The organism is Rhodoferax sp. LS1P39 (assembly GCF_056521425.1).
This window is the reverse complement of the sequence record NZ_JBWMAV010000013.1, coordinates 104,743-130,919: the sequence shown is the minus strand read 5'-3', so window position 1 is coordinate 130,919 and position 26,177 is coordinate 104,743. Positions and strand designations below refer to the sequence as shown.

The 26,177-nt window shown below is 63.8% G+C and carries 28 protein-coding genes; 9 read left to right on the top strand and 19 right to left on the bottom strand.

The features are described 5' to 3' along the window. Window positions 1-33: 33 nt before the first annotated feature. From AC097O_RS18840 to pdxR, 5 genes are all read right to left on the bottom strand, one after another. The gene (locus AC097O_RS18840; RefSeq protein WP_479594406.1) at window positions 34-420 is read right to left on the bottom strand and encodes a DUF488 domain-containing protein; all 387 of its coding nucleotides are present in this window, start codon (window positions 418-420) and stop codon (window positions 34-36) included. 136 nt (window positions 421-556) lie between these two features. Further along, window positions 557-982, bottom strand: coding sequence for a DUF1801 domain-containing protein (locus AC097O_RS18835; protein ID WP_479594405.1), 426 nt, complete (start codon window positions 980-982; stop codon window positions 557-559). Between the two features lie 35 nt (window positions 983-1,017). Beyond that, the gene (locus tag AC097O_RS18830) at window positions 1,018-1,629 is read right to left on the bottom strand and encodes a pyridoxamine 5'-phosphate oxidase family protein (RefSeq protein ID WP_479594404.1); all 612 of its coding nucleotides are present in this window, start codon (window positions 1,627-1,629) and stop codon (window positions 1,018-1,020) included. 430 nt (window positions 1,630-2,059) lie between these two features. After that, complete coding sequence (locus tag AC097O_RS18825; RefSeq protein WP_479594403.1) at window positions 2,060-2,632, bottom strand: hypothetical protein; 573 nt, start codon at window positions 2,630-2,632, stop codon at window positions 2,060-2,062. Window positions 2,633-2,870: 238 nt separating this feature from the next. Next, window positions 2,871-4,340 carry a MocR-like pyridoxine biosynthesis transcription factor PdxR gene (pdxR, locus tag AC097O_RS18820; protein ID WP_479594402.1) on the bottom strand — a complete coding sequence of 490 codons (1,470 nt, stop codon included), beginning with the start codon at window positions 4,338-4,340 and terminating at the stop codon, window positions 2,871-2,873. A gap of 73 nt (window positions 4,341-4,413) precedes the next feature. On the opposite strand from pdxR, the gene gabT reads away from it, so the two are divergent. From gabT to AC097O_RS18800, 4 genes are all read left to right on the top strand, one after another. Further along, complete coding sequence (gabT, locus tag AC097O_RS18815) at window positions 4,414-5,721, top strand: 4-aminobutyrate--2-oxoglutarate transaminase (protein WP_479594401.1); 1,308 nt, start codon at window positions 4,414-4,416, stop codon at window positions 5,719-5,721. Between the two features lie 12 nt (window positions 5,722-5,733). Beyond that, the gene (locus AC097O_RS18810) at window positions 5,734-7,203 is read left to right on the top strand and encodes an NAD-dependent succinate-semialdehyde dehydrogenase (RefSeq protein ID WP_479594400.1); all 1,470 of its coding nucleotides are present in this window, start codon (window positions 5,734-5,736) and stop codon (window positions 7,201-7,203) included. Between the two features lie 823 nt (window positions 7,204-8,026). Continuing rightward, a complete protein-coding gene (locus AC097O_RS18805) occupies window positions 8,027-8,797 on the top strand; it encodes a DUF1883 domain-containing protein (protein ID WP_479594399.1) in 771 nt (256 codons plus the stop codon). A 70-nt stretch (window positions 8,798-8,867) separates the two neighbouring features. After that, window positions 8,868-9,497, top strand: a complete 630-nt coding sequence (locus AC097O_RS18800; protein ID WP_479594398.1) for an HNH endonuclease signature motif containing protein — start codon at window positions 8,868-8,870, stop codon at window positions 9,495-9,497. A 56-nt stretch (window positions 9,498-9,553) separates the two neighbouring features. Here AC097O_RS18800 and AC097O_RS18795 read toward each other — a convergent pair whose 3' ends face one another. After that, window positions 9,554-10,453, bottom strand: a complete 900-nt coding sequence (locus AC097O_RS18795) for an HTH-type transcriptional regulator ArgP (RefSeq protein WP_479594397.1) — start codon at window positions 10,451-10,453, stop codon at window positions 9,554-9,556. A gap of 98 nt (window positions 10,454-10,551) precedes the next feature. Between AC097O_RS18795 and AC097O_RS18790 the strand changes: the two genes are divergently transcribed. Beyond that, the gene (locus AC097O_RS18790; RefSeq protein WP_479594396.1) at window positions 10,552-11,184 is read left to right on the top strand and encodes a LysE/ArgO family amino acid transporter; all 633 of its coding nucleotides are present in this window, start codon (window positions 10,552-10,554) and stop codon (window positions 11,182-11,184) included. A 103-nt stretch (window positions 11,185-11,287) separates the two neighbouring features. On the opposite strand, the gene AC097O_RS18785 is transcribed toward AC097O_RS18790, so the two are convergent. From AC097O_RS18785 to hemN, 3 genes are all read right to left on the bottom strand, one after another. Beyond that, complete coding sequence (locus AC097O_RS18785) at window positions 11,288-12,106, bottom strand: creatininase family protein (RefSeq protein ID WP_479594395.1); 819 nt, start codon at window positions 12,104-12,106, stop codon at window positions 11,288-11,290. Between the two features lie 10 nt (window positions 12,107-12,116). After that, complete coding sequence (locus AC097O_RS18780; protein WP_479594394.1) at window positions 12,117-12,794, bottom strand: sulfite exporter TauE/SafE family protein; 678 nt, start codon at window positions 12,792-12,794, stop codon at window positions 12,117-12,119. 164 nt (window positions 12,795-12,958) lie between these two features. Beyond that, complete coding sequence (gene hemN, locus AC097O_RS18775) at window positions 12,959-14,347, bottom strand: oxygen-independent coproporphyrinogen III oxidase (protein ID WP_479594393.1); 1,389 nt, start codon at window positions 14,345-14,347, stop codon at window positions 12,959-12,961. Window positions 14,348-14,473: 126 nt separating this feature from the next. Between hemN and fnr the strand changes: the two genes are divergently transcribed. After that, on the top strand, window positions 14,474-15,193 hold the full coding sequence (gene fnr / locus AC097O_RS18770) for a fumarate/nitrate reduction transcriptional regulator Fnr (RefSeq protein WP_479594392.1): 720 nt from the start codon (window positions 14,474-14,476) through the stop codon (window positions 15,191-15,193). Here fnr and AC097O_RS18765 read toward each other — a convergent pair. The 10 genes from AC097O_RS18765 to AC097O_RS18720 form a co-directional block, all read right to left on the bottom strand. Further along, a complete protein-coding gene (locus AC097O_RS18765) occupies window positions 15,171-15,422 on the bottom strand; it encodes a hypothetical protein (protein ID WP_479594391.1) in 252 nt (83 codons plus the stop codon). The genes fnr and AC097O_RS18765 overlap by 23 nt on opposite strands. Window positions 15,423-15,434: 12 nt before the next feature. After that, entirely contained in the window at window positions 15,435-15,692 is a 258-nt protein-coding gene (locus AC097O_RS18760) for a FixH family protein (RefSeq protein ID WP_479594390.1), read from the bottom strand. 11 nt (window positions 15,693-15,703) lie between these two features. Beyond that, window positions 15,704-17,128: a cytochrome c oxidase accessory protein CcoG gene (ccoG, locus tag AC097O_RS18755; protein ID WP_479594389.1), complete on the bottom strand. Its 1,425-nt coding sequence runs from the start codon at window positions 17,126-17,128 to the stop codon at window positions 15,704-15,706. A gap of 166 nt (window positions 17,129-17,294) precedes the next feature. After that, window positions 17,295-18,203: a cytochrome-c oxidase, cbb3-type subunit III gene (gene ccoP, locus AC097O_RS18750; protein WP_479594388.1), complete on the bottom strand. Its 909-nt coding sequence runs from the start codon at window positions 18,201-18,203 to the stop codon at window positions 17,295-17,297. Window positions 18,204-18,218: 15 nt separating this feature from the next. Continuing rightward, window positions 18,219-18,356, bottom strand: coding sequence for a CcoQ/FixQ family Cbb3-type cytochrome c oxidase assembly chaperone (locus AC097O_RS18745; protein ID WP_315190997.1), 138 nt, complete (start codon window positions 18,354-18,356; stop codon window positions 18,219-18,221). A gap of 15 nt (window positions 18,357-18,371) precedes the next feature. Then, window positions 18,372-19,091, bottom strand: coding sequence for a cytochrome-c oxidase, cbb3-type subunit II (gene ccoO, locus AC097O_RS18740; RefSeq protein WP_479594387.1), 720 nt, complete (start codon window positions 19,089-19,091; stop codon window positions 18,372-18,374). A gap of 9 nt (window positions 19,092-19,100) precedes the next feature. After that, window positions 19,101-20,549: a cytochrome-c oxidase, cbb3-type subunit I gene (gene ccoN, locus AC097O_RS18735; protein WP_479594386.1), complete on the bottom strand. Its 1,449-nt coding sequence runs from the start codon at window positions 20,547-20,549 to the stop codon at window positions 19,101-19,103. 107 nt (window positions 20,550-20,656) lie between these two features. Beyond that, entirely contained in the window at window positions 20,657-21,679 is a 1,023-nt protein-coding gene (locus AC097O_RS18730) for a GSU2403 family nucleotidyltransferase fold protein (RefSeq protein WP_479594385.1), read from the bottom strand. 71 nt (window positions 21,680-21,750) lie between these two features. Continuing rightward, on the bottom strand, window positions 21,751-21,888 hold the full coding sequence (ccoS, locus tag AC097O_RS18725; protein ID WP_315190988.1) for a cbb3-type cytochrome oxidase assembly protein CcoS: 138 nt from the start codon (window positions 21,886-21,888) through the stop codon (window positions 21,751-21,753). An 84-nt stretch (window positions 21,889-21,972) separates the two neighbouring features. Then, entirely contained in the window at window positions 21,973-24,237 is a 2,265-nt protein-coding gene (locus tag AC097O_RS18720; RefSeq protein ID WP_479594384.1) for a heavy metal translocating P-type ATPase, read from the bottom strand. Between the two features lie 103 nt (window positions 24,238-24,340). Between AC097O_RS18720 and AC097O_RS18715 the strand changes: the two genes are divergently transcribed. The 3 genes from AC097O_RS18715 (at window position 24,341) to AC097O_RS18705 (ending at window position 26,163) form a co-directional block, all read left to right on the top strand. Continuing rightward, window positions 24,341-24,784 (top strand): universal stress protein, encoded by a 444-nt coding sequence (locus AC097O_RS18715; protein WP_479594383.1) that lies wholly within the window; start codon window positions 24,341-24,343, stop codon window positions 24,782-24,784. A gap of 172 nt (window positions 24,785-24,956) precedes the next feature. Next, entirely contained in the window at window positions 24,957-25,349 is a 393-nt protein-coding gene (locus AC097O_RS18710; RefSeq protein ID WP_479594382.1) for a DUF805 domain-containing protein, read from the top strand. A 16-nt stretch (window positions 25,350-25,365) separates the two neighbouring features. After that, complete coding sequence (locus AC097O_RS18705) at window positions 25,366-26,163, top strand: NRDE family protein (RefSeq protein WP_479594381.1); 798 nt, start codon at window positions 25,366-25,368, stop codon at window positions 26,161-26,163. Window positions 26,164-26,177: the final 14 nt, after the last annotated feature.

Sequence of the window (26,177 nt, the reverse complement as noted above, 5' to 3'; positions counted from 1 at the left end):
CCTATTTTTAACTACCAAAACAGTAGCGCAGCGCTACCGCACATCGGCCCCAGCCACCACCAGCAAATGCCGCAGGATCGAGCGGTGGCAATGTGCCTCCTCCACGCAGTAGCAGCCCACCGAGAAGTGGCTTTGGTGGGACAGCGTGGCCAGCAGGGCCAGGGTGCGGGTGTTGTCGGGGGTGGCCATTTCGGCCTTGTACTTCTTCTCGAAAGCGCGCCACTGCTCAGAGGTTTCGGCGGCCTGGCCCAGCTTCATGGTGTCGGCGCTGGGGGCCAGGTTGGGGTACCACACGTCGTACCAGTTGCCGCTGGAAAATTCCGCCTTCGGCACCCCACGTGGAGGTCTGCGCACCGTGCCGATGCGGGCGCCTTCTTGCGGGTCTCTGGGGCTGCCCAGTTGGACAATGCGTACCACCATGCTGTGCTCCTTCGTGCAAATTCCGCAAAACTATCGCCGCGCTTGGGTGTGGTTTGTGCAGCAGACTATTTCAGGTTTTCGGGCCCATTTTCAACACCAAAAATTACCCCAAAAAGCATCGACTTGGAGGAGCACCCTAGGACTTGCCCCAGCCCGGCATCGCCGCTGCCTGCTGCATCCATTGGGCCAATTGCGCCTCCAGCTCCGGCCCGTCGAGCTGGCCCTCGCAGATGTCCACCCAGCGGGCTTCCTTGGCCGTGCCACCAGAGGGCGTGGGCTGCAGGGAGATGCCTTTGAAGAAGGTGAGCTTCACGTAGTGCGTAAACACGTGGAAGCTGGCGAACCAGCCCTGGCCCGGCATGCCGTACATGGGCGAGTTCCAGCGCACCGCCTTGTGCACGCCGGGCACGGTGCGGGTGATCAAGGCATCTAGCCGCTGCCCGACATCTTGCTGCCATCCCTGTATGGCGGCGATGTAGGCCTGCACGGGCGCGTCGCCGTCCGCCTTGGCGATCTGCGGATTGCCGCCTGCGAGGAGTTTGGGTGGGGTGGCTTTTGGCATGCGGACGGGTAGGGATTTGGCCTTCGGCAACCGCGTCAATACAGCGATTTCGCCTGCCGCTCGGGCAGCTCGCGGTCGTAGCTTTCGCCGTCTATGCCGTTGCCGGTCAGCGCAGCGAGTATCTGGCCTGCGGTGGGCACGGCGGCACGGCCCACCGCGGGGTCCGGGGACCACAGGGACGAACGCAGTAGCGCCCGCGCGCACTGGAAGAACACGGTCTGCACGGTGATTTCGATGATGCACTTGGGCAGTTGCCCCTGCACCGCAAACGGCTCCAGCAGCACGGGGTCGGCACTGATTTTGGCGCTGCCGTTGACACGCACCGTCTCGCGCACGCCGGGGACGAAGAAGATCAGCGCCACCTGTGGGTCGTACAGGATGTTGCGCAGGCTGTCGATGCGGTTGTTGCCGCGGCGCTCTGGCAGCAGCAAGGTGCGTTCGTTGGGCACGCGCACCAGTGGGGCCGGGTCGCCGCGCGGCGAGGTGTCGAGCCCGTCCGGCCCGCGGGTGGCCAACACGGCAAACGGCGACTGCGCAATCCATGCCTGGTAGGCCGGGTGGAGCGTGGGCACTTCCTTGCGTACCGAGGCTTCGCCGACCGAACCGAAAAGTGCTTCCAGGTCTTCTATCGCGTGGATGTACTGCATGGGATGTAGTGCGAGTGTGGTGTGGAACACGCGGCAGGCGGTGCATGCCCTGCAGCTAAGCGATGGACCACTATAGCCCGGTGCGGCACCACCCCCTAGCGACAACTTTCTTTCAAAAAGTAACGGTGCACACCGGTTATGCAGGTTTGTAGCGCTACATTTTTGATAGTTAAAAACAGGAGCTGCTCGTGCACGTCGGATAAGCACAAGCAGCCATTTTCAATACCCCAATATGGACCTGATTTTCTAAAAATGGCATGGATCGGCCTGGACACCCGGGCTTCTTTGGCCGTGCCACCCGAGGGCGCAGGCTGCAGAGAGCTGCCTTTGAAGAACGTGGGCTTCACGTAGCGCGTGAAAGTGCATGAAGACGTGGACGCTGGCGACCGCGCCCGCACGCTGATGCCTTCCAAGACGATGCGCAGCCTACTTACTTATCAGTCGTGCTCTTGGCCTCGCGTTCGCAGGCATCGATGGCACCAAACTGGTTGCCCAGTGACTCGCCGTCTGCATCGAACAGTTCCACCCGGAACCAAACCTCTTCCTTCTGCTCTGCGCTCAGGAGGAACACCAGCGTCTGCTGTGAGGTGACCTTGGGCGGGTAGGTGTGGACGACGAAGTTGCTGCTGAACTCGCCCTTGGCCAAAAGCTCGGACTCCGCGGGCAGTGTGCCGACGAGCTTGAACTTCTCGGTGGTACCCAGGCGGGCCGGTGCCGCTTTGACCAGCTCGTATTCGGCGCGGGCCACGGTGATGTTTCTTTGTCCGATGTTTTCAGCAGACACCGTCAGCTCACCGACGCAGGCCTGCGAGGCCTCGCTCCAGGTGCGCTTTAAATCACCAGACACCTGCAGCCGGGTTCCCAGCCCGGGGGCGCTGGTCTGGTTCCAGGTCCACAGCGCCCACGCCCCGCCTGCAATGAGCGCGACGATCTGCAGCGTGGTGTTGACGACTTCGAGATAGGGTGAAAAGCGTTTGATCCAGGCCGGAGACTCAGAAGGCATTGGCATGTGAAGAGGGTGTGTTGAACGGGTGGCAGGGTCTGGAATGGACCCAGAGATGGAAGTCGAACCGACTGCCCACTATAGCCCGGCGAGGCCTTGCGCTGCCCGCCAGCACTGGGAAGCATAAATGCTATTTTCTTGATAGCTACAAACGCTTATTCGACTGGCGGATAAGCCATTTTTTATGCCCCAAATTCCCGTATCCCCATTGCCAGGCAGGTGTTGGCCCACGCGCCCGCTACAAAAACCCCCGCACCACCTGCGCCAGCCGCGCAAAGCTGGGGCCGATCTCTTCCTCTGGCACCGCGCCGTAGCCCAGCAGCAGGCCCTTGGTGGCCGCCGGTTGGCGCAGGTGGTACAGCGACAAAGGCCGGGTGCTGATGCCTGCACGCAGGGCTGCCTGGGCTACGGCGGCATCGTCTACATAAGGCGGCAGGCCCAGCACCAGGTGCAAACCTGCATCGCCACCCAGGATGGGCAACTGGCTGCCGAATTCTTGGACTATGGCGTGGATCAGCGCGTCGTGGCGGGCGCTGTAGATGGCGCGCATGCGGCGGATGTGGGTGGCGTAGTGGCCTTCGCTGAGGAACTGCGCCAGCACCGCCTGCTGCACGGTCTGGCCCTCGCGGAACAGCTCGTTGAGTGCCTGGGCGAAGCCGTCCACCAGGTCGGGCGGCAGCACCAGGTAGGCGATGCGCAGGGCGGGGTACAGGGTTTTGGAAAACGTGCCCAGGTAGACCACGCGGCCTTGCGTGTCCAGGCCCTGCAGCGCGGGCAGCGGGCGGGTGCCGTAGCGGAATTCGCTGTCGTAGTCGTCTTCCACCACCCACACGCCGTGCACGGCCGCGTAGTCCAGCAGCTGCTGGCGGCGGCCATGGCCCATGAGCGCGCCCAGCGGATATTGGTGCGAGGGCGAGAGGAACATCACCCGCGGCGGCTGGCGCAGTTGCGCCGGGCTGGGGGCCATGCCTTCGGCATCCAGCGCCACCGGCTGCAGGTCCAGCCCGTGGGCGCGGAACACGCTGCGTGCGCCCCAGTAGCCGGGGTCTTCCAGCCACACCTTGTCGCCGGGGTCGGTGAGCAACTGGGCCACCAGGTGCAGCGACTGCTGGGTGCCGCTGGTGATGACCACCTGCTCCGGGCTGCACACCACGCCGCGCGTGCCCTGCAGGTAATCGGACACGGCCTGGCGCAGCCCCGCGTCGCCCGGGCCGGTGGCGTAGGTGAGCTGTGCCGGGGTTTGCCTGCGGGCGGCGCGGGCCTGCAGGCGGCTCCAGATGGCGGTGGGGAACATGCGCACCTCGGGCACGCCGGGGGTGAACGCGCCCCACTGCAGCGGGGCCGCCCCGGCTTCGCGCACCAACTGGCTGCCCCGGCGCGAGAGCAACTCCGTCCGCGCTTGCCGGGGCGCGGCACTGCGGTCCACCAGGCGCGGCCCCACAGCGGCCACAAAGGTGCCCCGGCCCACGCCCGCCTGCACATAGCCTTCCAGCGCCAGTTGCTCGTAGACATGCACCACGGTGTTGCGGGCGATTTTCAGCGCCTGGGCCAGTACGCGGCTGGGCGGCAGCTGGGTGCCTGCGGCCAGTACCGCCGTGCGGATGCCGCGCTGCAGGATGCCGTAGAGCTGGCGGTGGTCGTTGTGCGGGCTGGCCGCGTCAAACTGGCGCAGCATGAAGTCGGGTAGAACGTGGCGGATTGGTTCCATTAACTAACTGTAATTGGTTCTATTTGTGGAGCCAAATAAATTTTAAACTGCGGGCTCCACTCAAGGACACCCCATGAACACCGCCGTCGCCCCCTCTGCCGTTACCCAGTCTGCCACCCCCACCAACGCCCAGCTCGACCAGCGCCGTGCCGCGGCCGCCCCGCGCGGCGTGGGCATTGGTTTCCCCATCTACGCCGACCGCGCGTTGAACTCGGAAATCTGGGACGTGGAAGGCAACCGCTACATCGACTTTGCCGCCGGTATTGCCGTGCTCAACACCGGCCACCGCCACCCGCGCCTGATTGCCGCCATCCGCGAGCAGCTCGACCACTTCACCCACACCGCCTACCAGGTCGTCCCCTACGAGAGCTCGGTGTACCTGGCCGAGCGCCTGAACGCCCTCACCCCCGGCAGCCACGCCAAGAAAACCGCCTTCTTCACCACCGGTGTGGAAGCGGTCGAAAACGCCATCAAGATCGCCCGCGCCCACACCCGCCGCCCCGGCGTGATTGCGCTGACCGGCGCGTTCCATGGCCGCACCTTCATGGGCATGGCGCTGACTGGCAAAGTAGTGCCATACAAAGTGGGCTTTGGCCCCTTCCCCGGCAGCATTTACCACGTGCCCGCCCCGATGGACGTGCACGGCGTGACGGTGGACGACACCCTGCACGCCATCCAGAACCTGTTTAAGTGCGACATCGCGCCCGACCAGGTAGCAGCCATCATCATCGAACCCATCCAGGGCGAAGGCGGCTTCTACGTGATGCCCCCGGCACTGATGGTCGCCATCCGCGCCCTGTGCGACCAGCATGGCATCGTGATGATTGCCGACGAGATCCAGACCGGCTTTGCCCGCACCGGCAAGCTGTTTGCCATGGACCACCACAGCGTGGTGCCCGACCTGATGACCATGGCCAAGAGCCTGGCCGGTGGCATGCCTTTGTCGGCCGTGTGTGGCCGCGCCGAAATCATGGACGCACCCGCCCCCGGCGGCCTGGGCGGCACCTACGCCGGGAACCCGCTGGCCATCGCCTCGGCCCACGCCGTGCTGGACGTGATTGCCGACGAGCAGCTCAGCGCCCGCGCCGAACGCCTGGGCAAGGTGCTGACCGACCGCCTCAACAGCCTGCGCGCCACCGTGCCGCAGATCAGCGACGTGCGCGGCCTGGGCTGCATGGCCGCCGTGGAATTTGCCAAGGTCGACGGCACCCCTGACACCGACTTCACCAAGCTCATCGTCCAGCGCGCCCAGAAAGCCGGTCTGCTGCTGCTGACCTGCGGCGTGTACGGCAACGTGATCCGCTTCCTGTTCCCGCTGACGATTGAAGATGCTGTGCTGGCCGAAGGCCTGGACATCCTCGCAGCCGCCATGACCGCATAAAGAAATCACCTGATGACCACCACTCTGAACCTCAAAGACCCTACCTTGCTGCGCCAGCAGGCCTTCATCGCCGGTGCCTGGGTCGATGCCGACAACGGTGAAACCGTGCCGGTGACCAACCCCGCCACCGGCGAGGTGCTGGGCACGGTGCCGATGTGCGGCACGGCCGAGACGGTGCGCGCCATTGCCGCCGCCGAAGTGGCCCAGCGCGCCTGGCGCAATGTGTCGGGTAAAGAGCGCGCCGCCATCCTGCGCCGCCTCAACGACCTGATGCTGCAGCACCAGGACGACCTGGCCCTGATCCTCACCTCCGAGCAGGGCAAGCCGCTGGCCGAAGCCAAGGGCGAAATCGTCTACTCGGCATCGTTCATCGAGTGGTTTGCCGACGAAGCCCGCCGCATCTACGGCGACACCATTCCCGCGCCCACCGGTGACCGCCGCCTGCTGGCCATCAAGCAGCCCATCGGTGTCACAGCCGCCATCACGCCCTGGAACTTCCCCACCGCCATGCTGACCCGCAAGGCGGGCCCGGCGCTGGCCGCAGGCTGCTCCATGGTGGTCAAGCCCGCCACGCAAACGCCCTACTCGGCCCTGGCCTTTGCCGAGCTGGCCGACCGCGCCGGTGTGCCCAAGGGCCTGCTGTCGGTACTCACCGGCTCTGCCAGCCAGATCGGCGGCGAGATGACGCGCAGCCCCATCGTGCGCAAGCTCACCTTCACCGGCTCCACCGAAGTGGGCCGCACGCTGATGCGCCAGTCAGCCGACACCATCAAGAAGCTGTCGCTGGAGCTGGGCGGCAACGCGCCCTTCATCGTGTTTGACGATGCCGACCTGGATGCCGCCGTGGACGGCGCGATGATTTCCAAGTACCGCAACACCGGCCAGACTTGCGTCTGCGCCAACCGCATCTACGTGCAGCGCGGCGTGCTGGAAGCCTTCACCACCAAGCTGGTGGCCAAGGTGCAGGCGCTCAAGGTGGGCAACGGCGTGGATGCCGGTAGCACCCAAGGCCCGCTGATCGATGCCAAGGCCGTCGCCAAGGTGAAAGAACACATCGCCGATGCGGTGGCCAAGGGCGGCAAGGTGCTGGCCGGTGGCAAGCCGCATGCGCTGGGCGGCCTGTTCTTTGAGCCCACCGTCATTGGTGGTGCCACCGAAGACATGCTGTTCGCCCAGGACGAAACCTTTGGCCCGCTGGCGCCGATCTTCGTGTTCGACACCGAAACCGAGGTGATTGAGCGCGCCAACAACACCGAGTTCGGCCTGGCCGCCTACTTCTACAGCCGCGACATCGGCCGCGTGATGCGCGTGTCGGAGCAGATCGAGTCGGGCATGGTGGGCGTGAACACCGGTTTGATCTCCACGGCGGAAGCACCGTTCGGCGGTGTCAAGCAGTCGGGCCTGGGGCGCGAGGGGTCCAAGTACGGGCTGGATGAGTTCATGGAGATGAAGTACATCTGCCTGGGGGGGTTGGACCGCTGAGGGTTGGCTGGCCGCTGAGCTAGAGGGAAAATAGCCACTCTGCGCATATTCTGTATGCGGGAGTGGCTATTGTTTTTGTAGTGGATACTTACTATCCAGGAGATGGTCATGTCTACATTTGGGTTTTTAGTTTTAACGGTGTATTTTGGCTACCTGGCTTATGACGCGTACCAATTTCATGCTTCCTCTCGGCATCGTCCCTGGGCTGTTGTGCCACCGCCAGAGTTGAGGCATGGCGATTACTTGTCGCAACAGTCACAGGCTGGACTCCAGTCAAACGAACTTACTGCAATCGGTGGCATTCCTGGATTGCATTGGGTTTTCTGTGTTCTCACTGTCGGATCGGGTTTATTGACGGTATGGACTTTTCTGGTTGATTGGGTGTTGTAAGGTCTTCGAGGAACTGCTACTGCGATCCCCAGCCGGGCAGTGCGCCCGACCAGCGGCGACTGTGGCATCCAGCAATGCATACGCCCCACGAAAATCCATCAGAACCTTTAAGCAAAAAGAGGCTCTAGCGCCCATTCCAACGGCGTGAGCAGCTACGGAAAGAAGAGCATCGCCCACCTGCAACGTTGGAAGGAAGGATATTGATGTGCGAAGAGCCGCGCGGCTTCGCCGGGCTATAGTGGGCCGTCGGCTTGTTGCGGGGTTTGTCGAAATTTTTATACCTGTATAAAAACTGGCTTACCCTGCGGGAGACCAGCCTGCAAGCTATTTTCAGGAGATTTCGATGGGCGAACTAAGTCTCGGCAGCCAATATGAACCTCTAGGTTTGTGGTGCACATCACTTGGTGTCACAGAAAACCTTGGAGCCTTCTGAATGAACTTCAACCACTACGATCTTGGTCAATTGACTTCCGGGCAGATTGTTGAGGTCACGCTATCGGGAAGCGCTGCAAATGTGAGGTTGATGGACTCATCCAATTTCAGCAACTTCAAGTCGGGGAGGCAACACCGCTACGTCGGCGGTCTAATCAAACAGTCTCCGTATCGCATGCAAGTTCCAAGTTCAGGGCGTTGGCACGTTACTGTCGACATGAATGGACTTCGTGGAACGGTTCGTTCTTCTGTGCGGGTGTTGCCAGGCGCTCTACCTACGGCGAGATCGCTTCCTCTGATGAACGTACCAAGTTTGGTGCAACAAGACGACCCGCCTGGTGTCGACTCCGTCGTACGCGAACATGATGTCTTCATATCTCATGCGTCGGAGGACAAAGAGGCAGTCGTCAGGCCGTTGGCGGCGGCGCTGGTGGCGGAGGGTCTCAACGTTTGGTATGACGAATTTGAACTTCGTATCGGCGATAGCTTGCGAAGAAAAATAGACCAAGGTTTGGCGAATAGCCGAGTCGGCTTGGTTGTCCTCTCTCATTCCTTTATCTCTAAGGGATGGACCAACTATGAACTCGACGGAATAGTCACCCGTTCAGTGTCAGGTGAGCAAGTTCTTCTGCCGATCTGGCACAACATATCGAAGCAGGAGGTCGTAGCGTACAGCCCGTCCTTGGCAGATAAGGTGGCGCGCAGCACTGCGACGCACACAGTAGAGGAAATTGCGAGAGAAATCGCCGAACTCATTGAAAGCAAGCGGTGATGATGCCCAATGATTCATTCCAGTGGACCGCCTTTGGGGACCATTGAATTCAAATGTTAGGTATCTTAAAGTGAGTCGAAAACCCATACCCATCGCCCTAAAAAATCGTGTTCTCCGCGAATTCAGTAACCTTTGTGCTGTTTGCGGAAAACCGAATCCGCATATTCATCATATTGATGGAAATGGCTCTAATAATGATGAGAATAATCTTCTTCCACTTTGTCCCAATCATCATCTTCTTGATGCTCATAATCCGACCGCGCCAATCCATCCGCTGAAGCTTGGACTTTTCCGGAAATATCGAGATCCCTACATTCTTTTGAGTCAGTTCAATCCGATTTTTAGTCGGATCTTATTTTTGCTTGATAACTCAATAGAGACGGCTGATTTCTATGAGTTTCAGGTTCGCGTCAAAGATTTGACGGCTTTCGTAACTCATATGCGAATGGGCCAGTATTACGCAGAGCGAATTCACGTGGCTCTCGCATGGACGGCATCCCGGTCATTAGCTTCAGCAGCGGCGAATTCGATATCAGATATTGTGGCGGCGATGAAAGAAGATTTGAAGCGAGATGAGAAGTCACGAGAACGATATAGGTCACGTGTTCGGTCTGAGCGCGATGAGATCATCGGGCTGCTTGTAGAGTCTTTGTGTTTTCAAGAATGGCAGCACATCCCGCTTTACCGAGTCAATCCCTGACTAATCGCTTGAGCGATGTGCGTCAGTTAGTTTCCATACGCAGCTCAGCTTCATTGTTAAACCCCCAACCCCCTCGCCGCCCCCTTCACCGCCCCCGTCAACCGCTGCGCCACCAGCGGCTCCCGCTCCCAGTGGTGCCAATACAGCGCCACCTCCACCGCACTCCCTGGCAGCAGCTCCTCCAACGGCAACCGCCCCTCCCGATTCACCAGAAACTGGTCCGGCACCATGCCCCAGCCCATGCCATGCGCCAGCGCGCTGTCGTACGCATCCACCGCAGGCACGAAATGGCGGGGGTATCGGGGGGCGGTGAGGGCGAAGTGCTGGGCCAGAAAGGCGTCTTGCAGGCCGTCTTTGCGGTTGAAGATGATGGCGGGGGTGGCCAGCAGGCGGTGCACCGACACGGCACCGGTCTTGGTGCGGCACTGCTGCACCAGGGCGGGCGCGGCGACGCAGCGGTAACGCATCACACCCAGGGGTTCGGCCAGGCAGCCGCGCATGGGTTGCGCCAGGGTGCTGACGCAGCCGACGACGTCGCCGTTCTTCAGGGCCTCGTGGGTGTGGTCCTGGTCGTCAATCACCACGTCCAGCAGCAGGCGGTGGCGCGCCAGGCTGGCGGCCACGCCGGGCAGCAGCCAGCTGGCCAGCGAGTCGGCGTTGACGGCCACGCCCAGGGTCTGCCAGGCGTTGGCCGCCCCTTTGGTGCGGGGCACATTGCCCAGCAGGTCGGCCTCCATCATGCGCAGTTGTTTGATGTGGGCCAGCAGCGCCTGTCCGGCGGGCGTGGCGCGCACGGTTTTGCCGCGCACCAGCAGGCGCTGGCCCATGGCCGCCTCCAGGCCCTTGATGCGCAGGGAGATGGCGGCCAGGGTGAGGTTCAGCGCCTGGGCGGCGGGGCCGAAGCCGCCGTGTTCGAGTACGGCGGCCAGGGCTTCCAATTGACGGGCATCGAGCATGGTTAAAAATTTCTTGTGCAATGCAAGTTTAATTTAGTTAACTTTAACAAGCTACGCAAAGCTTGGACACTCTGGGCATTCCTTTTCGAGAGCCCGCCATGTCCAGCTTTTTCCTCACCCCCGCATTCACCGCCGGTTTGCTGCTCAGCCTGTCGCTGATCGTGGCCATTGGCCCGCAAAACGCCCATGTGTTGCGCATGGGGCTGCGCGGCCAGCATGTGGGGTTGACGGTGGCGGTGAGCATTGCGTCGGACGTGGCGCTGATCGGGCTGGGGGTGCTGGGGCTGTCGCAGCTGGGCGGCCTGCCGCGCTGGGTGCAGGCGGTAATGGTGTGCGGCGGCGTGGTGTTTTTGCTGCTCTACGGCTGGAAGGCCTGGGGCCGCTTTCGCGCCGGGTCGGCTGCGCACCAGGCCGTCGCTGAGCCGGTGGCCGCCATGAGCCGCCAGCAGGCGGTCGGCGCGGCGCTGGCCGTGGCCTGGCTGAATCCGCACGCTCTTGTGGAGACGCTGGTGCTGATCGGCACGGCCTCGCTGGCCTGGGGCACGCCGGGCAACACCTTCTTTGGGCTGGGCGCGGCCAGCGGGTCGGTGCTGTGGTTTGTGGGTTTGGGGCTGAGCGCGCTGGTCCTGGGGCAGCGCCTGCAGTCGCCCGCCCTGTGGCGCGCGCTGGACGGGCTGGTGGCGCTGATGATGTGGGGCACGGCAGGCATGCTGGCCTACGGGTTGCTGTAAGCAAGCGCTCCTATTTTTGATGTAAAAAATAGGAGCTGCTACCGCCCATGGAATGGGCGGTAAGGGCAGATTAAATGCCTGAAAAATAGGCCTAAATCCTGATTTATCCCAGATCCGGCCCATCCACCAGTGTGGACAGCGGCAGGTCGGCTATCTCCTGCAGCAGCAGCGCCAGTTGCTGGCCCGATGCATCCACCAGGGCCTGGCCTTTCTCTGCGGTGGCGGCGGCGGCGTTGCCTGCTGCGCCCATGGCGTTGTAGTCCTGCATTTGCCAGCCCAGCTTGGCGCTTTTGCCATTGCCCAAAATGGGGTACTGGGCGGCGCGGTCTTGCGAGGTGGATGGGAAGTTGCGGGCCAGCGCCATGCGCACGGTGTGGGGGCGCAGGGCCAGCATCATCGAGGTTTCTGTGTCGCCCGCGTGGATGCCGAAGCGGTGCTCCTCGGGGCTGAACAATGCGTTCGCATCAATCAGCGGCAGGTTGAACCAGCTGGCGCTGTAGACCAGAAGGTCGTGTTCGGTGCGCAGGGTGCGGGCCACGATGTCCATCAGGCTGACCTGGCCGCCGTGGGAATTAAAGATCAACAGCTTTTTGACACCGCTGCGGGCCACGCAAGCGCCCAGCTCGGTCCAGACGCGGATGAGGGTTTCGCTCGACAAGGTGAGCGTGCCGGGGAAGCGCACATGCTCAGGGCTAAAGCCGACTTGCTGTGTGGGCAGCACCAGCACCGAGGCATCTACCGGCAGCAGCGGCAGCGCGGCGGCGATCACGCCATCGACCAGGGTGGTGTCCACGCTCAGCGGCAGGTGCGGGCCGTGCTGCTCGGTGGCGGCCACGGGCAGCACGGCCACGGTGCGGGCCGCATCGAGCTGCGCGAAGTCGCGGGTGGTGAGGTCGGCCCAGAAGCGAGGTGGAGTGTGCATGGGCCGAATTTCACCACAGGCTTTGGCAGAACGCCAAAACCTGCGGGTCCATGTCGTGCACCAAGGCCCATACGGCCACACCCGCCAGCGCCGCACCCGCCGCCCGCATGCCCCATTCCTTACGCTGGGGGCTGCGCCAGGCCTGCAGGCGCACCCACAGCCAGGGCCCGGCCACCAGGGTGATGCTGCTGCCCACCGCGAACAAGGCCATGCACAGCGCGCCCTCCAGCGGGCCGCCGCTGAGCGAGGCCACCAGCAGGGCGGAGTACAGCAGGCCACAGGGCATGAGTGCCCAGGCGGCACCGGCCACCATGATCCACGACCGGCCCGCCACCCGAGGGCGCAGGCTGGCCCAGAGGTTGCGGCCCATGCCATCCACCCACAGGGGTTGTCGCGCCAGCACCAAGAGCGTGCCGCCCCAGACCAGTACGGCCACGTGGAACAGCGTCCACACCGGGCGCAGCGCGGCAGATTGGTCTACCAGCCAAGCCAGGTTCTGCACGGCAGCGGCGGCCAATGCCCCCGCCAACGTGTAGCCCAGCAAGCGCCCGGCCTGCAGTTGCAACATGCCTTGGCGGGCCCCGGCCACGCGTACCACGCCCGCGCAGGCCGCGCCGCACATGCCTGCGCAGTGCGGGCCACCAGCAAGGCCCATGAGCAGGGCGGTCCAGGCTAGGTTTGTGAGCATGGGGTCAAGCCCTCACCCCAACCCTCTCCCCGACGGGGAGAGGGAGTCAGGCAGGACATCTGGCCCCCACCCCGGCCCTCCCCCGGAGGGGGAGGGTGAACATGTATGGCCCCCTCCCCCGCCGGGGGAGGGTTGGGGTGGGGTGGGGGCAGCGCGTGTGGGCATTAGATGATCCGGGAAAACCGGGCGCGGTTCTGGTCGGCTTGCAGGTAGCGGTCGAACACCATGGCCACGGCGCGCACAAAGAACCAGCCGGTGGCGGTGACCTGGATGCTGCCTGCATCCACCGTGGCCATGCCCGCTTGCACCAGGGGCTGCAGGGCCTGCAGCTCGGCGGCAAAGGTGGTTTTGAAGTCCACCAGGTAGGCCAGTTCGATGGATTCAAACTGCACCATGCCCTGGCACATGATGGCCATGATGATGGCCCGGCGCACCACGTCGTCGCGGCCCAGGGCCAGGCCGCGCACCACCGGCAGCTGGCCCTGGTCGATCATGTCGCAGTAGGCCTCCAGGGTCTTGGCGTTCTGGCTGTAGGTGGCACCGATGCGGCCAATGGCCGACACGCCCAGGCCGATCAGGTCGCAGTCGGGCTGGGTGCTGTAACCCTGGAAATTGCGGTGCAGCCGCCCCTGGCGCTTGGCCACGGCCAGCGCGTCGTTGGGCAGGGCGAAATGGTCCATGCCCACGTAGACGTAGCCCGCGCCCATGAGTGCGTCCAGCGCCTGCGACAGCATGGCCAGCTTGGCCGCACCGGTGGGCAGCTCGGCGTTCAGGATGCGGCGCTGGGGCTTGAAGCGCTCGGGCAAATGGGCGTAAGCGTACAGCGCGATGCGGTCGGGGCGCAGCGCCACGATCTGTTCCAGCGTGTGGGCGAACGAGGTGGGCGTTTGGCGCGGCAGGCCGTAGATCAGGTCGGTGTTGATGGACTCAAAGCCTAGGCGGCGGGCTTCGGCCACCAGGTCGAACACCTGCTGCGCGGGTTGCACGCGGTGCACGGCCTTTTGTACGTCGGCATCGAAGTCCTGCACGCCAAAGCTCAGGCGGTTGAAGCCCAGGGCGGCCAGGGCGGCTAGCCGGGTCGCATCCACGGTGCGCGGATCGACCTCGATGGCGTATTCACCGCCGGGGGCCAGGCTGAAGTGGCGGCGCAACAGGGCCATGAGCTGGGCCAGCTCGGCATCGCTCAAAAACGTGGGGCTGCCGCCACCCAGGTGCAGCTGGCTGACCGCCCGGCCCGTGCCCAGCTGGGCGGTGTGCAAGAGCATCTCGCGCTCCAGGTACTGCAGGTAGGCCGCGCCGCGCGCGTGGCGCTTGGTGATGATCTTGTTGCAGGCGCAGTAGTAGCACAGCGACTCGCAAAACGGGATGTGTACGTACAGCGACAGCGGCAGGGCGGTGGCGGTGTTGCGGCGCAGGCGCAGGGCGCGGGCGTAGTCCTCGCCGGTGAAGGCTTCCACGAAGCGGTCGGCGGTGGGGTAGGAGGTGTAGCGCGGCCCCGGCACGTCAAAACGCTGCAGAAGTTCGGTGGGGACGCGGGGTAATACATGGGTCATGGCGAGCGCTTTTGTTGCATCCCTGCAATGTGCCGCGAAGGGTCCGGGCCTCCCTTGACCTGGATCAACACCCCTGCAGATCGATGTGTTGAGAATAAGGCCACACAAAAAGTCCATACTACGTGCATGACACCTATCGCCATCAAAGTCGCCTGCTCGAACTGCAATCTGCGTGAGCTGTGCATGCCGCTCGGCCTGAACCAGGACGAGCTGGACCGCATCGACGGCCTGGTGGCCGTGCGCCGCAAGGTCAAACGCGGGGCTACGCTGTTCCGCAACGGCGAGACATTTACCGCGCTGTATGCCATCCGCACCGGGTTTTTCAAGACCTCGGTCACCACCGAGGACGGGCGCGACCAGGTCACCGGCTTCCAGATGGCGGGCGAGATCATCGGCTTGGACGGCATCGTCAACGACCAGCACACCTGCGATGCAGTGGCGCTGGAGGATGCCGAGGTGTGCGAGATGCCGTTTGAGCGCATCGAAGAGCTGTCGCGCGAGGTCAACGCCCTGCAGCGCCATGTGCACAAGATCATGAGCCGCGAAATCGTGCGCGAGCACGGCGTGATGCTGCTGCTGGGCAGCATGCGGGCCGAGGAGCGGCTGGCGGCCTTTTTGCTGAACCTGGTGCAGCGCCTGCACGCACGCGGCTTCTCGCCGCTGGAGCTGGTGCTGCGCATGACGCGCGAAGAAATCGGCAGCTACCTGGGCCTGAAGCTGGAAACAGTGAGCCGCACGTTCTCGAAGTTCTCCGAGGACGGCATTGTCGAAGTCAAGCAGCGCCACATCCGCATCCTGGACACCGACGCGCTCAAGCGCATCGTCAATCTGCAGACCTGCCAGTAGGCACATTGTTCACCGGCTGACTGACCAGCAGGGTCAGGCTGCTGATCGCCGCTGCCACCGCCCAGAAGGTAAAAAAGGCCAGGCTGTACACGCCTTGCCGCGACCATTCCAGCGACTGCCCCTGCCATTGCAGGCTGTTCGGGTCGACCACGGCAAACACCAGGCCCTCCAGCAGGCAGGCGCCTAAAAAAGCCGGCCACAACACACTGATCCAACGCGGGGGTGCCATTGCGTGCTCCGCTTATTTGGGCCGCACCGCGCCAGGCGGCGTGGCGGCGTGGTTGCGCCCCTGGATGGCGGGGGCCAGCGAGCCCTGGGTGGCCAGGGTCTGGTTGATGTTCAAGCCCTGGCGGTAGTAGTCCTGGGCCAGCACCGGGTCTTGCTGGGTGAATGCGATCCAGGCGGTGACCACCCCGGCCACCACCACCACCAGCGGGCCGGAGATCACCAGCCAGACATGGCCGTATTTCCACCAGGGTTTAGGGGTGTTGTCAGACATGGCTTCTCTCCTTATCGGGGCACGATGAACGTGGATTTTTCGGATATGCGGTGCTTGCCGTCGGCACTGGCGATGTCGAACACCACCGGGTGCGAGCCGGGCGTGGCCGAGCCGTAGGGGATGTGCAGGCGCACCGCCACCCAGCGCGACGCCACGGCACCCACCTCCACCTCGGTCTCCGATGCCACCACCAGCCCGGCCAGCCCGTGGGCCGACAAGGTGTAGCGCTGGGGCAGCTCGGTAGCGTTCATCACCTGCAGCCGGTAGACGTTTTCCAGCTGGCCCCCGCCCACGATGCGCGACAAGGCGGCGCGGTCGCGCACCACGTCCACCTTCAGCGGGGTGCGCAGCAGCAGCGTGGCCAGCAGCGCGGCCGCAATGGTCCACAGCAGCGCGGTGTAGATCAGCACCCGGGGCCGCAGCACCCGGCGCAGGATCTGGCGGGCGTTCCAGCCCCCGGCCATGCCGTTCTGGGTGGCAAAGCGGATCAGGCCCCGGGCGTAGCCCATTTTGTCCATCACGCCATCGCACACGTCCACACAGGCGGCGCAGTTGATGCATTCGTACTGCAGGCCCTGGCGGATGTCGATGCCGGTGGGGCAGACCTGCACGCACAGGGTGCAGTCCACGCACGAGCCCAGGCCCAGCACCGCCAATGCATCATTATTGGCCTTGCGGGAGCGGGCACCGCGCGGCTCGCCCCGGCCCGTGTCGTAGCTGACGATGAGCGTGTCCTTGTCGAACATGGCGCTCTGGAAGCGGGCATAGGGGCACATGTACTTGCACACCTGCTCGCGCATGAAGCCCGCGTTGCCATAGGTGGCGGCGCTGTAAAACAGGCCCCAAAACACCTCCCACGAGCCAAAGCTCAGGTCCAGCGACTCCTGCAGCAGCTCCTGGGTGGGGGTGAAGTACGACACAAAGGTAAAGCCGGTCCACAGCGACAGCAGAATCCACACCGCGTGTTTGGCCCACTTTTTGCCTATTTTCTGGGCCGACAGGGGGCTGCCGTCCAGGCGGATACGCGCGCCCCGGTCGCCTTCGATACGGCGCTCGATCCACATGAAAATCTCGCTGTACACCGTCTGCGGGCAGGTAAAGCCGCACCACAGCCGCCCGGCCACGGCGGTAAACAAAAACAGCGACAGGGCCGACACCACCAGCAGCCCGGTCAGGTAGATGAAGTCCTGCGGGTACAGCACCAGGCCAAACAGGTAAAACCGCCGCGCCGCCAGGTCCAGCAGAACCGCCTGGCGCTCACCAAACTGCAGCCAGGGCAGGCCGTAAAACACCAGTTGCGTGAGAAACACCATGCCCCAACGCCAGCGGGCAAACAGGCCCTGCACCGAGCGCGGATAGATCTTGGCCTGGGCCGCGTACAGCGACACCAGCTCGCCATCGGCAGCGACCGGGGTGATGGGGATGGTTTTACGCATGGCTTAGTACTCAGCCACGCAAGTATCGGAACATGAAAGCGCGCTTTCGCACCCATACCGTCGTTGCAAAGCCTCGCCATAGCCAGAGCTATGTCTGCGTTTTGCGCCTAGGCCTGCGCGCGAAATCATCACTTTCATTTTGTTCCTTTATTTACGTGCCTGAGTACTAGGGTGTCGGCTTGTTCGACAAACCCCACACGTAGCTGGTCAAAACGCGGATCTGCGCTTCGGTCAGTGTGGCGGTCTGGGCGGGCATCTGGTTGGTTTTGCCGTTGTTGACCATGGCGATGATGGCGGCCTCGCCCCAGCCGTGCAGCCAGATGTCGTCGGACAGATTGGGCGCGCCCAGGGCCGGGTTGCCCTTGCCCCCCACGCCGTGGCAGGCCGCACACAGGCCAAACTTGGACTTGCCCAGGGCGGCGCGCAGCGAGTCGTGCGGGCTGCCCGACAGGCTGAGCACATAGTTGGCCACGTTCTTCACGTCGTCGGGCGTGCCCACCCCGGCGGCCATGGGCGGCATCATGCCGATGCGGCCCTGGTGCAGGGTTTCGGCGATCTTCTCGGGGCTGCCGCCGTGCAGCCAGTCGCCGTCGGTCAGGTTGGGAAAGCCCTTGCTGCCGCGTGCGTCCGAGCCGTGGCACTGGGCGCAGTTGTTCATGAACAGGCGCTCGCCCACGGCCATGGCCTGGGTGTTGCCGGCCAGCTTCTCGGGCGGCAGGGCGGTGAACTGGGCGTACAGCGGCTCCAGTTCGCGGTTGGCCTGTACCACTTCGGCGTTGTACTCGCCCACCTGGGTCCAGCCCAAGGTGCCCTTGTAGCTGCCCATGCCGGGGTAGACCACCAGGTAGCCGATGGAAAACAGCACCGTCAGGATGAACAGGCCCACCCACCACAGGGGTAGCGGGTTGTTCATTTCGCGCAGGTCTTCGTCCCACACGTGGCCGGTGGTGTTGTCGCTTTGGAACGGCACCTTCTTGCGGGCCGTGACCCACAGCAGCAGCAGGCAGGCGGCGATGCTGACCGCCGACACCACGCTCACGAAAATCGACCAGAAGTCGCTGTTGAAATCGCTCATAAGAATCTTTCTGGGTCAGTCCTGGAGGAAGGGCAGCTGCGCCGCATCGTCAAACTGCGCTTTGTTGCGGCGCGAAAACGCCCACGCCCAGATGCCGAGGAAGGTGATGAAGCTGCTGACAGTGGCGATGACGCGCAAGGTGGTGACATCCATGGTGGGCTTTCTGAATCAGGGGGCGCTGGCGGGGACGGCGGGGGCGGCAGCCGCAGCCGGGGCGGCAGGGGCCGCGGTGCTTTCGGCCGCCTTGGCCGCCAGCTGGTCGGTCAGGGCCCGGCCCATGACCTGCAGGTAGGCGATCAGTGCGTCTTGCTCGGTCTTGTTTTTCACCGCCTCGGCGCCACCGGCAATCTCGGCATCGGTGTAGGGCACGCCCACGCTGCGCAGGGCCCGCATGCGCGGGGCGACCACGGTGGGGTCGACCAGGGCGGTTTCCAGCCAGGGGTAGCTGGGCATGTTGGACTCGGGCACCACGTCGCGCGGGTTGTTCAGGTGGATGCGGTGCCATTCGTCGCTGTACTTGCCGCCCACGCGGTGCAGGTCGGGCCCGGTGCGTTTGCTGCCCCACTGGAACGGGTGGTCGTACACGAACTCACCGGCCACCGAGTAGTGGCCGTAGCGCAGCGTCTCGGCGCGGAACGGGCGGATCATTTGCGAATGGCAGTTGTAGCAGCCCTCGCGCAGGTATACGTCGCGGCCAATCAGCTGCAGCGGGGTGTAGGGCTTGAGGCCGGTGACCGGCTCGGTGGTGGACTTCTGGAAGAACAGCGGCACGATCTCCACCAGCCCGCCCACGGCGACCACCAGCAGAATCAGCACGATCATCAGAAAGTTGTTGGTCTCGATCTTTTCGTGCGAGAAAAACGCGATGGGTTTCTTGTTGTCAGCCATGGGGGTCTTTCAAGCGTGGGCCAGCGAAGAAGAAGGCACGGGCACCAGCACCGAGCGGCCCCGGGTGGCCGTCATCCACACGTTCCAGGCCATCACCAGCATGCCGATGAGGTACAGCAGGCCGCCCAGCATGCGCACCACGTAGAACGGGTAGGTGGCTTTGACGCTTTCCACAAAGGTGTAGGTCAGGGTGCCGTCGGTGTTCACCGCGCCCCACATCAGGCCTTGCATCACACCGGCAATCCACATGGCGGCGATGTAGAGCACGATGCCCACGGTGGCCAGCCAGAAGTGCAGTTCGATGGCGGGCACGCTGTGCATCTTCTTGCCGCCAAACATGCGCGGAATCAGGTGGTAGAGCGAACCCATGGACACCAGGCCCACCCAGCCCAGAGCACCCGAGTGCACGTGGCCTACGGTCCAGTCGGTGTAGTGGCTGAGCGCGTTGACGGTCTTGATGGCCATCATCGGGCCCTCGAAGGTGCTCATGCCGTAGAACGACAGCGAGACGATCAAAAAGCGCAGGATCGGGTCGTCGCGCAGCTTGTGCCAGGCGCCGGAGAGCGTCATCACGCCGTTGATCATGCCGCCCCAGCTGGGGGCCAGCAGGATCAGCGAGAACACCATGCCCAGAGACTGCGTCCAGTCGGGCAGGGCGGTGTAGTGCAGGTGGTGTGGACCGGCCCACATGTAGGTGAAGATCAGCGCCCAGAAGTGCACGATGGACAGGCGGTACGAGTACACCGGCCGCTCGGCCTGCTTGGGGATGAAGTAATACATCATGCCCAGGAAACCAGCGGTCAAAAAGAAACCCACCGCGTTGTGGCCATACCACCACTGCACCATCGCGTCTTGCACCCCGGCATAGGCCGAGTACGACTTCATCCAGCCCGCAGGCACCTCGGCGCTGTTCACCACATGCAGCAGCGCCACGGCGATGATGAAGGCCCCGAAGAACCAGTTCGCCACGTAGATGTGCTGCACCCGGCGGCGGCCCACGGTGCCAAAGAACACGATGGCGTAGGACACCCACACCAGCGTGATCAGGATGTCGATGGGCCACTCCAGCTCGGCGTATTCCTTGCCGGTGGTGTAGCCCATGGGCAGGCTGATGGCGGCGGCAACGATCACCGCCTGCCAGCCCCAGAACACGAACGCCGCCAGCGGCGGGCAAAACAGCCGCACCTGGCAGGTACGCTGCACCACAAACAGGCTGGTGGCCATCAGCGAACAGCCGCCAAACGCAAAAATCACCGCGTTGGTGTGCAGGGGCCGTAGCCGCCCGTAGCTGAGCCAGGAAATGCCGAAGTTCAGCTCCGGCCAGGCCAGTTGCGAGGCAATGACCACCCCCACCAGCATGCCCACCACCCCCCAGACCACGGCCATCAGGGAAAACTGCCGTACCGCCGTGTCGCTGTAGACCTCGGGGGGATCGGTCTGTGTATTTGTATAAGCCATGGAACCCTCGTTTGTGTTCCTGGCAGTGTCGAAGCGATGGCGGCTGCGCGCCTTGATACAGGTCAAGTCTTGTGCGAACGGTATGCCTGTCCTTAGCTGGTTTTCGCTTATTCCGCCAACGCACGTGTGGATATGCCGGGGTGCGCTGCTTGTAGCGCCTGGAGTCCATCCATTGCACGGGATCTCCAGCCGGGTCCTCGGCCCATTAAGTCCAGCCAGGCTTCGTTGAGCGCGTCTGGGTCGTTTTCGCCAAGGTACTCAATCAGGGCTGCAGCTTGTTCTAAGTCCTTCTGGGCTTTGACGCGCATTTTTTGTGGCCTCTCGCCATGCACCAGCAGCTTGTGGACAGCATACTTTTCGGGTGGCGGAACATTGACCAAAATCGGCCCCTGCTGGGACAGCAGCGTCATCTGGATCGGTGACTCCATCGAAAATTCCATGAACTTCAACGGCTGCATGGTGGCATTGAGTGCCTTGACCAATACGGGGGTGTCACCACCCCGGTGCAAGCAGGTCACAAAGTCGATCTGTAGATCGGTTTCATCCGATTTCACATAGGTTGTGAGACTCTGCACCGGGACAAATCCCATTTTCAGAGATTCAATGGCACTCCCCATGTCCATCTGCACATCCGAGGGAATGGCAATGGACACATTTTTCCCTGCGTGGGCAAAGTCCAGATCCAAAGTTTGCGCGTCTGACACCCAGCGAACGCCAAGATAGTTTTGGTAGCCCATGAAAACGTGCGTCCCCACCAGGATTCCGCCCGCTTTGAAAAAGCCCGCATCGGCCAGCCGCAACAGTATCTTGGCGTGGGTTGGCGTGATGGAGGTGCAGCCCGCAAAAACGGCTTGTTGGGACAAGCGTTTCAGGTGGAGCTTTTTATCGCTCCCATTGCGATGCAGATCAATTAATGCACTCAGCTCATCGGTTGCCGGACCCAGAAAAAATTGCTTTTGTGTACCCGTCAAATCCGCAGTTTGGTAGTACCAGTAAGGCTTTTCTTTGATTTTTTTGAGTGAGAAGCTGCCGGGAAGGCTTGCGATGCTGCGCACGGTGTCCAGCATGTTTGCACTGCTGATGGAGGCAAATGCGGTCTGGGCGGCGGTGCTTTGTGAGGTATGCAGCATGGTTATACTGAATTTTATAAAATTCAGTATAACCACTTGCGTAGAAGTTATCCACGCCAGCGCATAGCCGGTCAATCGTTGTGAAGAATGCGCTCGCCTTCTTGCTCGACCGATTCAAACTGGCCTTGAAAAATCGCCCACCACAGCCCGCCCAGGATCAGCAGCACCAGCACGACGGACAGGGGGATCAGGAGGTACAGGATGTCCATCAACAGGCCTTCTAGTAAATGCTACATATTTTGTAGCTCGTCACGCTGAGGGAATAAGCACGGGAGGCTGTTTTCATATAAATCCTAGTTGCGGGACAGGCGGGCGGCATTCAGCACCACCAGCAGCGAACTCAGCGCCATGCCCAGCCCGGCCAGCCAGGCGGGCAGCCAACCGGCCAGGGCCAGCGGCACGCACACTGCGTTGTAGCCTGCGGCCCAGGCCAGGTTTTGCCGCACCACCCGCAATGTACGCCGGGCCAAGAGCAGCGTCTGCGGCACCCGGCCCAGCGTGTCGCCGGTGACCACCAGGTCGGCCTGCCGTTGCGCCAGCGGCACCGCCTGCCCAAAGGCAAAGGACACGTGGGCGGCGGCCAGCACCGGGCCGTCGTTCAGGCCATCGCCCACCATGGCCACATGGTGGCCCTGGCGTTGCAGAGCTTGCAGGTGCAGCAGTTTGTCGGTGGGCGTGCAGCCGCCGCGCACCTGGGTGACCTCGGTGATGCCGACCTGCGCCGCCACCCGCGCCGCGGCGGCAGGGTGGTCGCCCGACAACAGCTCCACCCGCAGCCCGGCGGCCTGCAGCGCCTGGATGGCCTGCACCGCGTCGGGTCGCACGTCTTCGGACAAATCAAACGTGGCCAGCCAGCCCAGCCCGTCGCCCAGATAGACCTGCCGCACGGCCTCGTTCACCTCGAACCCGGCGGGCACGCTGCACCAGGTGGCGGACCCGAAGGTGACGCGGCCCAAGGCATCCATGCCGCGCATGCCGTGCCCGGCCACTTCTTCCACCTGGCGCAGTTGCTCCGGTACCACGCCCTGGGCCTGGGCGGCGGCGGCCACCGCCCGCGATGCCGGGTGCAGCGACTGACCGGCCAGCCCGGCGGCCAGCCCCAGCGCCACGGCGGGCGGCATACTGCCCCGGGTGCGGATAGCGACCACCGCCATGCCGCCTTGGGTCAGTGTGCCGGTCTTGTCAAACACCACGGTGTCCACCTGTGCCAGGTTTTCCATCGCCTGCAGGCGGCGCACGAGTACGCCCGATTGGGCCAGCCGCCCCGCCGCAGCCAGCAGCGCTGCCGGGGTAGCCAGCGACAGCGCGCAGGGGCAGGTCACTATGAGCACCGCCACTACCACCATCAGCGCATGGCCGGGGCCAGACGGCCACCACAGCACGCCCGCCAGCGCGGCGGCCAGCAGCACGCCCACCAAAAAGGGCCGCGCCACCCGGTCGGCCAGTTGCGCCAGCCGGGGCTTCTGGCTGGCGGCCTGGGCCATCAGCGCCACGATCTGGGCAAAGCGGGTGTTTTCGCCCAGGCGGTCTACGTGCAGCTCCACCGGGGCGCTGAGGTTGTAGCTACCGGCCAGCACCGGCTCGCCCACCGCGCGGCCCAGCGGGGTGGACTCGCCGGTGAGCAGCGCCTCGTCCACCTGGGTGCGGCCTTGCAGCAAGGTGCCGTCGGCGGGGAAAGCCTCGCCCGGCAGTACGCGCAGGTGGTCGCCTACCTGCAGCCGCCGCACGGCCACGCGCACGAAGGCTGTGCCGTCCCAGCACTCCACACTGTCGGGCAGGCGGCTGATCAAGGCCTCCAAAGCCCCGGCGGTGCGGTCGCGCAGGCGCAGCTCCAGCCAGCGGCCGGTAAGCAAAAAGAACACAAACATGGTCAGCGAGTCGAAGTACACCTCGTGCCCCAGCACGCCTTGCGGGTCGAAGGTGGCGGCGCTGCTGACGGCAAAGGTCACCGCCATGCCTAAGGCGGCGGGCAGGTCCATGCTGACGCGGTGCTGGCGTATGTCGCGCCAGGCATTGGCAAAAAACGGCCCGCAGGAAAACACCACCACCGGCAGCGTCAGCACCCACGAGGCCCAGCGCAGCAGTTGCGCCATGTCGGCGGTCATTTCGCCCGGCCCGGCCACGTAGGCGGGCATGGCGTACATCATCACCTGCAGCATGCAAAAACCCGCCACCAGCCAGCGCCACAACGCCCGGCGCTGCTCTTGTTTGCGGCGTGCCCGTTCGGAGGCATCCAGCGCGGGAATGGCGTGGTACCCGGCGCGCTCTACCGCCGCCAACCAGGCCGAGGGCTGGGTGTGCGCCGCCGACCAGACCACCCGCGCGCGGCGCGAGGCCGCCCCCACCTCGGCCAGCTGCACGCCCGGCACGGCACGCAAGGCCTGCTCCACCGCCAGCGCACAGGCCGCGCAGTGCATGCCGTCGATCAGCAGCTGCGATTCCTGGCAGTGGGGCCACTGCGCCGACGGCTGGGTGAAGGCCGCCCATTCCGTGGGATCGTCCAGCCACACGGGGGCTATAGGGCGCGTGGGCAGTGGAATCGCAAGGTTGGCAGACATGCGGCAAGCGTATCGGTGTAGGACAGAGCCGCTTTTGATACAGATCAACGCCAAAACTAATAAATGGGATTAATCTGCTGGTATCAACTCCAGGAGATACAGCATGTACACCAACATTCTTGTGGCCACCAATGGCGACGACTTGTCCCATAAGGCCGTGGCCAGCGGCATCGACCTGGCGGCGCTCACGGGGGCAGCCTTGTACATCGTCAAGATCGTGCCGCACTATGCGCGCAGCTACTTTGAGGGCTCCATCCCGGTCAGCATGGACGACTCGGCCCGCATCGAACAGCAGTGGCTGGACGAGGGCAAGCTGGTGGTCGATGCCTACAAGGGCGAGGCGCAGGCCAAGGGCGTGAACGTGCACACCGTGGTGGTGCAGTCCGACCTGGTGGCCGAGGGCATCATCAGCGCCGCCAGCAAGTACAGCGCCGACCTGATCATCATGGCCTCGCATGGCCGCAAAGGCATCAAGCGCCTGCTGCTGGGCAGCGAAACCCAGCACGTGCTGACGCATTCGCACACGCCGGTGCTGGTACTGCGCTGAGCCGCGCTGGGTTTCGAGACGAAAATGGCCGCCCGTGCTTGTTCCATCAGCGTAAGCAGTTACGGTTTTTGTAGCGCCGGGCGGCGTTTTGTGTTCATGCGTCACAAAAATATTCGAAGCTTCCGGCCATAATTTCAGCAGGCATTTCGCCTGAGCGCAGCGGGAGAAAACGATGGACTGGTTTGTCGAAGCCCTAAAGAAATACGCCGTGTTTTCCGGACGCGCGCAACGCAGCGAATACTGGTACTTCTTTCTGTTTTACGGCCTGATTTCCATCGCGCTGGGCATCGCCGACGGGCTGGCGGGCTCGTACAACCGGCATGCCGGCATGGGCGTGCTGGGCGGAATTTTCAGCCTCGGCATGCTGCTGCCCTCGCTGGGGGTGGCGGTGCGGCGGCTGCACGACATCGACCGCAGCGGCTGGTGGCTGCTGATCGCGCTGGTCCCTGTGGTGGGTGCCATCGTGCTGCTGGTGTTCGCCGTGCGCGACAGCCAGCCCGGCAGCAACCGCTTTGGCCCCAACCCCAAGGATGCGATGCCGGGGGATCGATTTTCACTGACTTGAAGCGCACCGCCTTCCCATGTGCCTCCTCGCCTTCCAATGGCAACCCGATGCCCCCGCGCCGCTGACCATTGCTGCCAACCGCGATGAGTTTTATGCCCGGCCCACCACGGCGCTGCACGCTTGGGCCGACGGGCACACCGTGGCCGGGCAGGACTTGCAGGGGGGAGGCACCTGGATGGGCGTGCACCGGCCCAGCGGGCGGTTGGCGGCGCTGACCAATGTGCGCGACCCGGCGGACATGCGCTCGGATGCGCCCTCGCGCGGCGGCATCGTCACCGGTTTCTTGCACAGCAAGCTCAGCGCAGAAGATTTTGCCCAGCAGTTGGCCGCGACCTCGGATGCCTTCAACGGCTTCAACCTGTTGCTGTTCGACGGCCAGCAGCTGGTGGCGTTCGAGAGCCGCCAGCGGCGGCATTTCCAGCCCTCACCCGGCGTGTGGGCGGTGTCGAATGCCGATTTCAATACCCCCTGGCCCAAGCTGGTGCGGCTGCGCAGTGGTTTGACCCGGGTGCTGAATACGCACCATGCAGCAGCGTCGCCCACCATCGCCCCGGCGCTGGAGGCCGACCTGTGGCCGCTGCTGGCCGACACCCGCTTGGCCTTGGATGCCGATCTGCCCGCCACCGGGGTCAGCCTGGAACTGGAACGCGCCCTGTCGGCCACCTTCATCTGCATGCCGCACTACGGCACCCGCGCCAGCACGCTGGTGCACCATGGGCGGGACCGGGTGCAGATCATCGAGCGCAGCTTTGGCGCGGGTGGGGTGCTGGAGCCTACCGGCACCGTACGCTTGGCGGTGGAAATTCAGGCATAAAAATAGCCGCTTGC